The following is a 12,929-nucleotide window of genomic DNA, read 5'->3' on the forward strand; positions in this document are numbered from 1 at the left end:
CAAAAAAATGAAAAAAACAGTAAAAATTATTGCAGTAATAGTAGTCATCTTACTATTAGCCTTTGTATTAAAGTATTTTAAGGATGCAAATTCTAAAGGTATTGAAGAGTTTAAGGTCGAGTCACCTTTTTATACATCAATTAATACAAAAGCCGTTGCCACAGGGAAATTAAATCCTGAGGAAGAAATTGAATTGAAACCTCAAATTCCTGGTATTGTAGATAAGATTTTAGTTGAAGAAGGAGACAAGGTTAAAAAAGGAGATTTAATTGCTACTATTAGAGTAGTACCAAACGAGCAAAGTTTGGTAAGTGCAAGTAGCCGTATATCATCTACCAAATTGTCTTTTGAGAACGCAAAAGTGTTGTATAATAGAAACAAAGCCCTTTTTGAAAAAGGTGTTATTTCTAAGCAAGATTTTGAGAACAGTGAGTTAGGTTACAATCAAGCCAAAGAAACTTACGGACAAGCGCAAAACGATTACCAAATCATTAAGCGTGGTTCTATTTCTGGCGGAAGTTCTGCAAATACTAATATTGTTGCTCAAATCCCTGGTACTATTTTAGAAATTCCGGTAAGAGAAGGCGATCAAGTAATTCAAAGTAATAACTTTAATGCAGGAACAACTATCGCGACTATTGCCGATATGAGTTTAATGATTTTTGAAGGTAAAGTTGATGAAGCTGAAGTAGGAAAATTAAAAGAAGGCAAAGTGATTAAAGTTGTTTTAGGAGCTATTGCTAACAAAGAATTTCCTGCAAAATTAACTTTTGTTGCACCAAAAGGTATTGAAGAAAATGGAGCAGTACAGTTTACTATTAAGGCCGATGTTGAAATAGATTCTACAACAAATATTAGAGCCGGTTATAGCGCTAATGCGGAAATAGATATTGAAGCTAAAGATAGTGTGTTAGCAATTAGAGAAGCTTTACTACAGTATAACAGAATTACCGAAAAACCTTTTGTTGAAATATTTGAAGGTGATAATAAATACCGTAAAGAAAACGTAGAGTTAGGCTTATCTGATGGTATAAACGTAGAAATACTAGAAGGTGTTAAAGAAGGCGACAAGATTAAAGTGTGGAATAAAGCATCAAAAGATAACGAAGATGAGGACGAAGATGAAAACTAAAAACACCAAATTACAAGGTTTTAAAAGCTTAATCGTTTTAGCTGTTTTATGTATTTCGGTGTCTTCCTTTTCGCAAGAAAAAATATGGACGTTACAGGAATGTGTAAATCATGCACTAGAACATAATATTACTATAAAGCAAGCTGAAAATTCGCTATTAACTAGCGATCAAGATATAGTTGCAGCAAAAGGGCAATTTTTGCCATCGCTAAGCGCGAGTACATCTCAGGGTTTAAGTTTAGGAACTTCTTTAGTGGCAGAAGGTATTTTTGCGAATAGAACCAGTCATTCTACCAATGTGGGATTAAGTGTTTCTCAAACGGTTTTTAATGGTTTTAGAAATTTAAATAACAAAAAATCGGCGTTGTTAAATCGTGAAACCAATGGGTTAGAGCTTAACAGAATTAAAGATGATATTTCACTCAATGTTGTGAATGCATATTTAAATGTACTTTTTAATAAGGAAAATTTAGAAACCGCTCAAGCGCAAATACTGTTTAGTGAAAAACAACTAAATCAAGTAAAAAGCTTAGTTGATGCTGGAGTGCAACCTAAAGCTAATATTTACGATGCTGAAGCTACTTTAAGTCGCGACGAGCAACAAGTAACCTTAGCCGAAAATAATTTCAACTTAGCATTATTATCATTATCACAACTTTTACAAGTGCCTTACAATGGTTTTAATGTTGAAATAATTGATATTGATTCACCTTCTGAAGCGGTAATGTACGATAGCGTAGATCCTGTTTTAAATTATGCTTTAGAAAATAGAAATGAAATTAAAATTGCGGAAAAGAATATTGAAAGTGCAGAGTTAAATACCGAAATTTCTAAAGGAGGTTACTTGCCGTCGGCATCTTTAAGTTACGGTTTTGGTACCAACGCCTTTTATTCGAATTTAAGCGCTAATGAAGAAGCTTTTTTAGACCAGTTAAATAATAATAAAGGACACAGTTTTAATTTAGGTATTAGTATTCCTATCTTTTCAAGATTTCAAAATAAAACGAATGTTGCAAAATCTAAAATTCAAGAAGATAATTCTAAGTTGCGTTTACAACAAGCTAAAATAGATTTAGAGTCCAATATTCAACGTGCTTATACCGATGCACAAGCGGGTTTAAAAGCGTATTTAGCAGCGAAAAAATCTTTAGAATCTCAAACTTTGGCCTTTAATAACTCTAAAGAGCGTTTTGATATTGGAGTACTAACCAATTTCGATTTAGAGCAAGCTCGTGTACAGCTTATAAATGCAGAATCGTCGCTAATTAATGCCAAATACGATTTCGTTTTTAAAACCAAAGTATTAGATTTTTACATGGGTAAATCGTTAATAAACTAGTTTTCGGTTTAGCTCAATTTTAAATAATAAATTAAGGCTGTCATTTTAAATAAATGATGGCCTTTTTACTTTTTATAGAACAGTAATATTTTTCTAATAATAAAAACAATATTTTTGCAATTCCAATGAAAATGAAAACATGAGTACATTCATATTAAATATAGAAACAGCAACTACAAATTGTTCGGTATCCATTGCTAAAGATGGTGAAACTATTGTTTTAAAAGAAGATAACGATAAAAGTTATTCGCATGCCGAGAGACTTCACGTTTATATAGACGCCGCTTTAAAAGAGGTAGGAATTACCGGAGCCGATTTAAGCGCGATAGCGATTAGCAAAGGCCCTGGGTCTTATACTGGTTTACGTATTGGGGTTTCTACCGCTAAAGGGCTTTGTTTCGCTTTAGATAAGCCATTAATTGCTGTGCCAACCTTAGAGGCTTTGGCAAACCAAGCGCCTGTTAACCATGGTGTGGTTGTGGCTATGCTAGATGCGCGACGTATGGAAGTGTATTCTGCTATTTACGATTCTAATTATAATGAGATTAGAGCCACTGAAGCTCAGATTTTAGATGAAAACGCTTTCGCGGAAAATTTACAGAACGGAAAAGTATATTTTATAGGAAACGGTGTTGAAAAAACAAAAACACTTATTACAAACCCTAATGCCATTTTTATTGAAGATAAATTGCCATCGGCTAATGAAATGAGTGCTTTGGCTTATAAAAAATATCAAAACAATAATTTTGAAGATGTGGCTTATTTCGAACCTTATTATTTAAAAGATTTTGTGGCTTTGAAGCCTAAGGCGAAAACATAGTAATACTAATAGAGTTTATTTGTTAAATTAAAAAAAGACCTGATAGTTAAAACTATCAGGTCTTTTTCAATTAATAAGTTTTAAGCGTAATGGCTTATCCTTCTTTATGTATTTCAACTTGGTGTGGGTAAGGAATTTCAATTCCAGCTGCATCAAGAGCTTCTTTTACATTTTCAGTAATACCAAAATAAACATCCCAGTAATCTGCAGTTGTACACCATGGTCTAACGGCAAAGTTTATTGAACTGTCAGCCAATTCCGATACGTTTACAGAAGGTGCAGGAGTTTGTAATACTTTAGGGTGAGATGTTAATACATCCATAAGTACTTGTTTTGTTTTCTTAATATCAGAGTCGTAACCAACACCGAACGTTAAGTCTACACGACGTGTACCTTCCGTAGAATAGTTAATTATATTTCCGTTAGATAAAGAACCGTTTGGAATAATAATTTCTCTATTAGATAGGCCTGTTAATTTTGTAGTGAAAATTTCAATTTCTTTTACTACTCCAATTTCACCTTGAGCTTCAATTAAATCACCAATTTTAATAGGTTTAAAAATCATAAGTAAAACACCTCCAGCAAAATTCCCTAGAGAACCTTGTAAAGCTAAACCAACAGCTAAACCTGCGGCGGCTATAATAGCAGCGAAAGATGTAGTTTCTACACCAACGGTACCTAGAACAACAATGATTAGAATAATTTTTAATCCCCAACCAGATAAGTTTAATAAGAATTTTTGAAGACTTATATCGTAATTTCCTTTAGACATAACCTTTTCGGCAGCCTTTAATATCTTTTTAATAACCCAAGAGCCAATAATCCATATGGCAATGGCACCAATAATTTTAATACCATATTCTGCTGCTAGAGCAATCCATTTTTCTGTGTCAATGTTTTCTAAATCCATAAATTCTTTTGATTTGTTTTTTGCAAAATTAAAAACTAATATGCTGCTTTGTTTACTTTTTTATGATAAAAAATTATTAAATTAAACTTAGTATTAGTGCAATTATAACAAGAATGAATTGCTCTCAAAAAAGTTTAATCTGCTTTGTAGATTAAGACCCGAATATACCAGTAATAGTCACATATATTAAAAAGAAAATTATAAAAGGTTGACTTCTATAAAAATGGCAAGCAGAATAGAGGTCTCAATAAATTCATTATGCAGTTCTTGCTGAGCTGTTAATGCTTTAATTTCTTCTAAAAATACTGTTGGTTTTGTATTTTATTTAGTGAGTAATTTTTTAGCATCGCTTACTTCCGAAACGGGGAGTTTACAAGCTTGATTAACACATACATAAATAAGTGTATTACTAGGGCTAAATCTGTTTTTTAGTAAAGGCATTTCGTTTTCAGTAAGGCTACCTGCAATAAGTTTATTAGGAATATAACTTTTGCTGAGTTCCTTTATTTTTTCTTTTGCTTTTGGACCAACTATAGCAACTTCGTAAAACGGATTGGAATAATTGAGCATTAAATCGAGCCAGTTGGAGTAGCCAGAAGCATACTCCTGTATTTCGGGTTTTACGTTATTTAACATGCTTTGTGCTGTAGTTTGATAATGTGCATCGTCAAAATAATGAGATAACTTAAACAGGTTTTTTGCCATGATTGAGTTACTCGCCGGAATAACATTGTCGCGATATTCAATACTTCTGGTTACTAAAGAAGCATCACTGTTAGAGGTGAAATAAAACATGCTACTTTGAGCATCATAAAAATAATCGAAAACGTATTTGGTTAAGTTTTTTGAGGCATTAAGCCATTTTTCATCTAGAGTGTTTTCATAAAGCGCTAAAAAAGCATCGATAGTGGTGGCGTAATCTTCTAGATAACCATTAATGTTGCTTTGTCCATTTTTATAATTATGAAATAAGCCGCCATCCTCTTTTAATTGCGTTTTTAAAATGAAGTTACCGTTTTTTTCCGCGGAAGCGAGATATTCTGGATTTCCAAAAACACGATAAGCATCGGTGTAACCCTTTAGCATTATGGCATTCCATGAAGTAAGTGTTTTGTCGTCTAATCGTGGTTTGTCTCTTTTGTTTCTAGCTTCTAATAGGGTTTGTTTCCAAGTGCTTTTCTTTTCATTTAAAACCTCTAGCGTTATTTTATGTTTTTTAATAATAGTGGCATCATCACCTTTTCTAATTAACACATAGTTATTATGTTCCCAATGCCCAAAGTTATTTATATTATAATAATCGGCGAACAATTCAAAATCTGTTGGTATTAAGTTTTTGAGTTCATCTTGTGTCCAAACATAAAAGGCGCCTTCTTCAAGTTCGCCTTCGGTATTGTGACTATCGGCATCTAATGAAGAATAAAAAGCACCATTTTCAGCAGTCATGTTCTGTTTTACATACGCTAAGGTTTCCTCAACTACATTTTTATACAGTGTATTATTAGAATTTAAATAAGCATCGGCGTATAAACTCACTAATTCCCCATTATCGTACAGCATTTTTTCAAAGTGAGGCACGTGCCATTTGTTGTCTACGGAATATCGAGAAAAACCACCACCAATTTGATCAAATACACCACCATAAGCCATTTTTTGTAACGTTAGGTTTATGTAGTCTTGTAGTTTTTTATCGTCAGTTTGGTAAGCATAGCGCAACAGAAAATGATAGTTGTTTGGCATCATAAATTTAGGCGCGCGGTCTAGGCCTCCAAATTTATAATCAAATTGTTTAGACCATTTAGAAACGGCCTCAGCAATAAATTCCGCTTCAAAAACAGGCGCGTTGGTATTCACTTCTATAACATCCATAGATTTTATGCCGTGTTCTAACTTATCGGCATATTCTATTAATTTTTCTGGTTTTTCAATGTATAATTTTGAAATTTGATCTAAAGCATCCAACCATTGTTCTTTTTTAAAATAGGTGCCACCCCAAACAGGTCGGCCATCGGGTAGGGTAATAACATTCATGGGCCAGCCGCCACTTCCTGTCATGAGTTGTACCGCACTCATATAAACCTGATCCACATCTGGGCGCTCTTCGCGATCTACTTTTATGTTTACAAAGTTTTTATTCATTACTTGCGCCACCAAACTATCTTCAAAGCTTTCGTGTTCCATAACATGGCACCAGTGGCAAGCAGCATAACCTACACTTAACAAAATTAATTTGTTTTCGGCTTTGGCATGTGCTAAGGTTTTATCGTTCCAAGGATTCCAGTTTACGGGATTGTGGGCGTGTTGCAATAAATAAGGACTCGTTTCATGGATTAAAGCATTGGTGTGTTCATGTTCTATTGGAGAGGCATTTTGACCTTTGCAACCTATAATTAAAGTAAAGAATGCGAGTAGTATAAGGTGTTTCATTTATCAAAGTTAGTTAAATATTGTTAAACCATGTTAGGCTTGTTTTTCTGAAAAATTAGACATAAAAAAAAGCGTTCTATAAATTTATAGAACGCTTTTTGTTTTATTTTAAAATGAAATTAGTTCACTTCAAAAGTAATTTTTAAGTTTACTCTAAAGTCTGCCACTTCGCCATCTTTTACACTTGCACTTTGGTCTTGCACGTATACCGAACGAATATTTTTAACGCTTTTTGATGCGTGTTTTACTGCTTTTCTAGTTGCATCTTCCCAGCTTTTTTCTGAGTTTGCTAATACTTCAATTACTTTTAATACTGCCATGATATAAAATTTATTTAGTTAAAATAATAGTTACCTCTAAAGATAACTAAAATTAAGACCCTAAATAAATTAAAACGTCACTTTTTTAGCCATTAATAGCTTCTACCATAGCGACTTTGCCTGGTAACATTTCTTTTAGCATGTTCTCAATACCACTCTTTAAAGTGTATGTAGACGATGGACAACCACTACAAGCGCCTTGTAAAAGGACGCTTACATTTTTTGTTTCTTCATCATAAGATATAAACTGAATATTACCACCATCACTAGCTACAGCAGGTTTTACATATTCTTCAAGAATATTTATAATTTCTTTAGATGTATCATCAAGCGTATCAAAATGTGTATCAACGTGTTCTGTAGATTTTTTTAGAGTTTCTACTGCTTCCGGTAAAACAACTTCTTTTCCATCTTCAATATAACTTCTAATAAATTCACGAAGCTCTAAAGTAATACCATCCCATTCGGCAATATCATATTTTGTAATAGAAACGTAATTTTCATCAAGAAAAACGCTTTTTACAAAAGGAAAATGAAACAACTCGGTAGCCAATGGCGAAAGTTTTGCCTCATCAATAGAAGTGAATTCAAAAAGAGCTGTTACTATTTTTTTATTAGCAACAAACTTTATAACAGCAGGGTTTGGTGTACTTTCTGCGTAAACAGTAACTGGAACTTTTTTAGGAGCTGCCGATTCTTCCATTACAATACCGTTATCATTTAAATAGGCTTCAATTTGTTCAGCCATTTCATCTTGCACATCGGTCCATTCTACAATACTGTAACGTTCTACAGCAATAAAATTACCCGAAATGTAAACCTTTTTTACAAAGGGTAAATAAAATAATTGTTGCGCTAAAGGCGAACCTTTTGCCTCGTCAATATTATTAAATTCAAAACTTTGGTGCTGTGTAATAAATTGATTTAACTCAAATTTTACTATGCTATCGTTAGATGTTTCTTTAATAGAAACCTTGAAATTACTCATTTTAGCTATTTTTTTACAAAAATACTAAAAGAAAACTTTAGATATCCATATATTTGAGTTTTGTTGCCCAATTGTAGAACTGAACCAAGTATGTAATTACTAGTAAGTTTAAGGCTATAATTTTTTAATAATCAAGGCGTTTATAATAGCAAACATACCTCGTGTACAAGTTATGAGATTAAAATTTAGTTTTATGGTAATTGCAACAATGTTGTTTTCCAACATGGCAACTTCTCAAGAAGGATTACCAATTTATACAGATTATCTAACCGATAATTATTATTTAATTCACCCATCTATGGCAGGAGCCGCAAATTGTGCAAAGCTACGCCTTACAGCTCGCCAACAATGGTTTGGGCAAGAAGATGCTCCAAAATTAATGACCATGAGTGTTAATAGCCGTATTGGCGATACACCATCGGCAGTTGGGGGAATTTTGTACACCGATAAAAACGGATATCACTCGCAAACTGGAGCTTATGCAACTTATGCGCATCACCTTATGTTTTCGCGTTCTCCGGTAGATTTAAATATGCTTTCTTTCGGTTTAAGTGCCGGAATTATTCAATATAAATTAGATGAGACTTCTTTTCTTTTCGATGGTCCAGACCCAATAATCGATGGTACAGTACAAAGTGAAACCAACTTCAATTTAGATTTCGGTTTTTCTTACCAGTTTTTAGATTATTATGCTCACGGTACGGTTAAGAATTTAATTAAAAACTCAGGAGTAAATAGCGACCAAAATATTACAAGTAATTTAAGACGTTACCTATTTTCTTTAGGAGCTGTTTTTGGTAGCTATGGAAGTACTTGGAGTTACGAGCCATCAATAATGTTTCAATATCGCGATGCTACAAAAGAGGGTGGTATAGATATTAATGCCAAGGCATACAAACAAATGGATTTTGGTAAAATTTGGGGAGGGATTTCATACCGTCAAAGTAGTGATGGTGCGGAATATTTAACCTCTACCAATTCGGTTAAAAGTCAAAAACTACAGCAAATTACACCAATTTTAGGGGTTAATTTTAATGAGTTTATGTTTGCTTACACATACACCTATCAATCAAACTCTTTAGTGTTTACAAATGGTGGTTTTCACCAATTTACGTTAGGTTACAACTTTAATTGCAGAAAAGAGGCTTACCATTGTAACTGTCCGGCAGTTAATTAAAATAAAGACATTACAATTCAATACATAACAACAAATCCCACTAAGTCATTAGTGGGATTTGTTGTTTAATAACTTCTTAGCTTGGGCGTGTCACCTCCTAAGGTCGGCGCCGGGCTTTTACTGCTCGCTCCCTTCCTTTGGTCGGGGAGCTCAAACAGGCCGTTCAATCCCTCACGCATTATCCGCATCGGTAGTTTACTAAACCATTAATACGGTTTACTTCCAAGTATAATTTTTCTTTTGGGCTTGTGCTTTAATAGCGTTAGTCATGGCATTTTCTAAACCATTATTTCCCTCTGTTTTTTGTTTCGAAATAAAAACTTTACGTTTCGCATTAAGTTCTTGTATTTCATTCTGAATATCCTCACGTTCCTTACGTTTTGTGTCAATATAACCTTTAATTTCCTCAGTAGATTTTCCTTTTAATTCTGCTGGTAAAGCATCATCTTTTAAATCCGATATAACAACTTCGTCCATTTCTTCAGCATCTACTAAATCCCAAGATTTGTTTTTGTACAAATGCGAACTTTTACTAACCGATCTACTCACGGCATTTGCTTTACTGTAACCGGCAGCATTTTTATCTTGTTCGGCTTGCATTTCCATTTTGCGTTGCCCTTTAGAACCGTAAGTCACGTAAGTATTATTTAGTTTTTTGTTCAAAATTAAAATAGTATCATCATAAGGCGATGCAATATGTACCGTTTTGGTGTTTTGTTCAATAGCCATATAGTCGCCTTTTGTTAACTGTGCACCAGCTTGCCATTTACTAGAAATACCTTGTCTGTAATTACCACAAAAAATGGTGTTTACAGTAACATCTTTTTCGTTTGCATTTGTGGTTGCATCTTGATAATTCACCTTTCCTTGTGTAAAAGCTTCGTTTCCAGCAATAAAAATAAGCTTTAAGTCGTCTGGGTTTTTACCCCAATTTAATTGGTTTAATGAGGTTTGGATAACCTGTCCGCAATATTCTTCACCGCCATTTGTGGTTAACGAAAATAACTCTTTAGAGATATCATCTAAATCATCACTAAAAGCTAATACTTGTTTAATGTAGCCTTCATCTCCGTTTAAATTATCATTGCCATATTCATATAGAGCAATTTGTAAATTTGGCTTGTTTGTTCCGCATTTAGCATAAGATAGCTCGTTTACAATATCCCAAAGTTGAGCTTTAGCCTGATCTATTAAACCGTCCATGCTATTACTGGTATCTAATAAAAGTGCCACTTTAATGAATTGTTTATTAGGTTCCTTGTCGTTCTTTTCCTTTTCAATTTCGTGCTCAACGGTATGTTCAGCATAAAGTTTAGGTTGTTTTTTATTATTAGCGTTACAAGAGGTGAAACCAATTAATGCAGCGCAAAAGGCGAATGTTTTTAAGTGTGTTTTCATAGTTTTTGTTTTTTAAATGAGAAAGATTTCAATACTGTAAAACTAAATTCAAACCAGCTCATAATAAAACAGTAATGCGTAGCACGGGCATTTCAATGCGTGACATTAACCTTTTAATTAGTAAACGCTACTTTTAGGCTGTTAAAAGGCTATTATTTCTAAAACCATCATTTTATTATACCAAGTAAAGTGCGTAAGTTTATCGTTGTGAAAATTATAATGAATACTTATTTAAAATATATAGCGCTTTTAAGCTTTGTTCTGTTCAGTACGTTCGTGTTGGCACAGAATAACGGTGGATTAAATATTCGGGGTGAAAGATTTACTGTGCGTGGTTCAGTGATTGAAAGTGATACTCGAAATCCAATTCCAGATGTAAACATTGAAGTTAACGGTGGCGGATATGCAACCACCGATATTATGGGCGATTTTAGAATTGAGGTGCGTATTGGTGATGAGCTTACCATTCGATACAAAGATTTTGAAACCGTTTATTATACCATAAAAAGTAACGAGCGTATCGAAGTTCAGGTAGAAACGAATAAAAAAGAACGTACTTTATCTAAGTATAGTAAACGATTACGGAGTAATCCTGAATCTTTTAAATCGCTAATAGATTCGGCAGATGTCTATTTAAAAAAAGATGCTCGAAAAAGTATTCAGTTTATTTCTGAAGCTTTAGTTGAAGCCAATTCTGCCAAAGAAAATGGTATTGCTTACGAGTCTTTAGGCGATATTTATTTTTATTGGAAACAGTACGATTTAGCAGTTTCTAATTATAGAATAAGCCTCCAAAGCACCAACAGTAACGAGGTGTCTTTAAAGCTTGCAAATGCTTATAAACTCAATAAAAACTACCAAGAAAGTATACAAACCTATAAAGCACTCGATAAAAAAGAACTTACCAATTGGCAGTTAGTATCGCTTTACGAAGGTTTGGGCGATGTGTATTTGTTAACTAAAGACTTCAATACATCTATAGATAATTATAAGCAAGGTTTAACCGTGGCTCAAAACCATTTAATAAAACCTAAAGAAACCGATTTAAACTCCAAAATAGCGCAGGCTTATAGTGCAAAAGGAGATGCAGATAAGGCAAAAGGTTTTTTTTATAAGTCATTAAACCTTGCCAATAGCGAAAATAAAAAAAGAGCCGTTTCAGAAAAATTAAAGGTAGCCGATTTTCAAAATGATATCAGCGATTATTCTGAAGAAATTCAGCTTAGAAAAGAGGCCTTAAATACTATTAGTGAAATTGAAGCCGATTCTGTTTTCGATAATGAAAGCCCGTTAACGCCACAAAAACAAAACTATAAAATTGGAAATGCTTACGCCTCACAAGGTGATGTAGGTAATGCGATAAGTTACCTTGAAAAAAGTATTGTTGAAGCTGAAAGTAAATCGGATTTAATTGTAAAAAAAGATGCCACTCGAAGATTATCTGAGGTTTATCAAACAGCCGAAGATTACGAGAAATCATTAAAGGCATTCCAAGATTATGTAGATTTAGTAGATCAGGTTTATGCTAAAAAAGAACAGCAAATTTCGCAAGCTGCGCGCTTTAGTAAGGAGTTGTCGACTAAGCAAAATAGAATTACTAGCTTAGAGAGCGATCGAGAATTATCAGAGAGTAAATACCAACTTTCTACAGAGCAAACTAAGCGTCAAAAACTTATTATTTATTCATTAATTGGTGGTTTAGCTTTGTTATTACTCGCCGCTTTTTTAATGTTTAAGTATATTAAACAACAACGATTAGCAAATAATTTGTTGGCTTTAAAAAGTTTACGAAGCCAAATGAATCCACACTTTATTTTTAATGCGTTAAATTCTGTAAATAGTTTTATAGCTTCTAATGACGAACGTACGGCAAATAAATATCTAACCGATTTTTCACTGTTAATGCGTGCTGTTTTGGAAAATAGTGAGCAAGATTTTATTCCTTTAGAAAAAGAAATTAAGCTATTAGAACTGTATACTAAATTAGAACATTTTCGATTTAAAGATAAGTTTGATTATACCATTAAAGTGGATGAAAACATCAATGTGAACGATTTTGTAATTCCGCCTATGTTGCTTCAACCTTATATAGAAAATGCGGTTTGGCACGGATTGCGTTATAAAAAAACAAAGGGAAATTTAGAAATAGCTATTAATCAATCTAACCCAAATGAAATTACGATAAGTATTATAGATGATGGTATTGGACGCACACAGTCTAAGGCTTTAAAAACCGAGCATCAGCAAAAACAAAACTCAAAAGGAATGGGGAATATTAAAAAACGTGTTTCTATTCTAAATGAGATGTATAAAGATAAAGTTGATGTGTCTATTGGTGATTTTCAAGATGAAGTCGATACCGGAACAAAAGTTATTGTAACGCTCAAAAAAGATTAAAATAAGCTTGAAGATGAAGGT

10 protein-coding genes are annotated in these 12,929 nt (G+C 33.3%); 5 read left to right on the forward strand and 5 right to left on the reverse strand.

All coding sequences use genetic code 11. The annotated features are described in order from the left end of the window. The first annotated feature begins 7 nt into the window (after window positions 1-7). From V6246_RS15165 to tsaB, 3 genes are all read left to right on the forward strand, one after another. Window positions 8-1,132, forward strand: a complete 1,125-nt coding sequence (locus V6246_RS15165) for an efflux RND transporter periplasmic adaptor subunit (protein WP_341561300.1) — start codon at window positions 8-10, stop codon at window positions 1,130-1,132. Beyond that, entirely contained in the window at window positions 1,122-2,471 is a 1,350-nt protein-coding gene (locus V6246_RS15170) for a TolC family protein (protein WP_341561301.1), read from the forward strand. The genes V6246_RS15165 and V6246_RS15170 overlap by 11 nt, the downstream gene beginning before the upstream one ends. Window positions 2,472-2,610: 139 nt before the next feature. Then, entirely contained in the window at window positions 2,611-3,291 is a 681-nt protein-coding gene (tsaB, locus tag V6246_RS15175) for a tRNA (adenosine(37)-N6)-threonylcarbamoyltransferase complex dimerization subunit type 1 TsaB (protein ID WP_341561303.1), read from the forward strand. A 94-nt stretch (window positions 3,292-3,385) separates the two neighbouring features. On the opposite strand, the gene V6246_RS15180 is transcribed toward tsaB, so the two are convergent. From V6246_RS15180 to V6246_RS15195, 4 genes are all read right to left on the reverse strand, one after another. Beyond that, window positions 3,386-4,201 carry a mechanosensitive ion channel family protein gene (locus V6246_RS15180; RefSeq protein ID WP_341561304.1) on the reverse strand — a complete coding sequence of 272 codons (816 nt, stop codon included), beginning with the start codon at window positions 4,199-4,201 and terminating at the stop codon, window positions 3,386-3,388. A gap of 321 nt (window positions 4,202-4,522) precedes the next feature. Next, complete coding sequence (locus V6246_RS15185) at window positions 4,523-6,628, reverse strand: thioredoxin domain-containing protein (protein ID WP_341561306.1); 2,106 nt, start codon at window positions 6,626-6,628, stop codon at window positions 4,523-4,525. Window positions 6,629-6,747: 119 nt separating this feature from the next. Beyond that, window positions 6,748-6,948 carry a dodecin family protein gene (locus V6246_RS15190; protein ID WP_042496972.1) on the reverse strand — a complete coding sequence of 67 codons (201 nt, stop codon included), beginning with the start codon at window positions 6,946-6,948 and terminating at the stop codon, window positions 6,748-6,750. Window positions 6,949-7,033: 85 nt separating this feature from the next. Further along, the gene (locus V6246_RS15195) at window positions 7,034-7,936 is read right to left on the reverse strand and encodes a NifU family protein (protein ID WP_042504340.1); all 903 of its coding nucleotides are present in this window, start codon (window positions 7,934-7,936) and stop codon (window positions 7,034-7,036) included. A 172-nt stretch (window positions 7,937-8,108) separates the two neighbouring features. On the opposite strand from V6246_RS15195, the gene V6246_RS15200 reads away from it, so the two are divergent. After that, window positions 8,109-9,113 (forward strand): PorP/SprF family type IX secretion system membrane protein, encoded by a 1,005-nt coding sequence (locus V6246_RS15200; protein WP_042496974.1) that lies wholly within the window; start codon window positions 8,109-8,111, stop codon window positions 9,111-9,113. 216 nt (window positions 9,114-9,329) lie between these two features. Here the strand turns inward: V6246_RS15200 and V6246_RS15205 are convergent, their stop codons facing one another. After that, entirely contained in the window at window positions 9,330-10,511 is a 1,182-nt protein-coding gene (locus tag V6246_RS15205; RefSeq protein ID WP_341561310.1) for a vWA domain-containing protein, read from the reverse strand. A gap of 219 nt (window positions 10,512-10,730) precedes the next feature. Here V6246_RS15205 and V6246_RS15210 point away from each other — a divergent pair, with 219 nt between their 5' ends. Continuing rightward, a complete protein-coding gene (locus tag V6246_RS15210; RefSeq protein ID WP_341561312.1) occupies window positions 10,731-12,908 on the forward strand; it encodes a histidine kinase in 2,178 nt (725 codons plus the stop codon). The last annotated feature ends 21 nt before the right edge of the window (window positions 12,909-12,929 follow it).

It is taken from the genome of Algibacter sp. TI.3.09 (assembly GCF_038154905.1).
In the GTDB taxonomy this organism is placed as follows: domain Bacteria; phylum Bacteroidota; class Bacteroidia; order Flavobacteriales; family Flavobacteriaceae; genus Algibacter.

Coding starts and splice junctions, on each gene's coding strand:
- V6246_RS15200 (WP_042496974.1), top strand. CDS start 8,109: ATGAGATTAAAATTTAGTTTTATGGTAATTGCAACAATGTTGTTTTCC.
- V6246_RS15180 (WP_341561304.1), bottom strand. CDS start 4,201: ATGGATTTAGAAAACATTGACACAGAAAAATGGATTGCTCTAGCAGCA.
- V6246_RS15190 (WP_042496972.1), bottom strand. CDS start 6,948: ATGGCAGTATTAAAAGTAATTGAAGTATTAGCAAACTCAGAAAAAAGC.
- V6246_RS15165 (WP_341561300.1), top strand. CDS start 8: ATGAAAAAAACAGTAAAAATTATTGCAGTAATAGTAGTCATCTTACTA.
- V6246_RS15170 (WP_341561301.1), top strand. CDS start 1,122: ATGAAAACTAAAAACACCAAATTACAAGGTTTTAAAAGCTTAATCGTT.
- V6246_RS15205 (WP_341561310.1), bottom strand. CDS start 10,511: ATGAAAACACACTTAAAAACATTCGCCTTTTGCGCTGCATTAATTGGT.
- V6246_RS15210 (WP_341561312.1), top strand. CDS start 10,731: ATGAATACTTATTTAAAATATATAGCGCTTTTAAGCTTTGTTCTGTTC.
- tsaB (WP_341561303.1), top strand. CDS start 2,611: ATGAGTACATTCATATTAAATATAGAAACAGCAACTACAAATTGTTCG.
- V6246_RS15195 (WP_042504340.1), bottom strand. CDS start 7,936: ATGAGTAATTTCAAGGTTTCTATTAAAGAAACATCTAACGATAGCATA.
- V6246_RS15185 (WP_341561306.1), bottom strand. CDS start 6,628: ATGAAACACCTTATACTACTCGCATTCTTTACTTTAATTATAGGTTGC.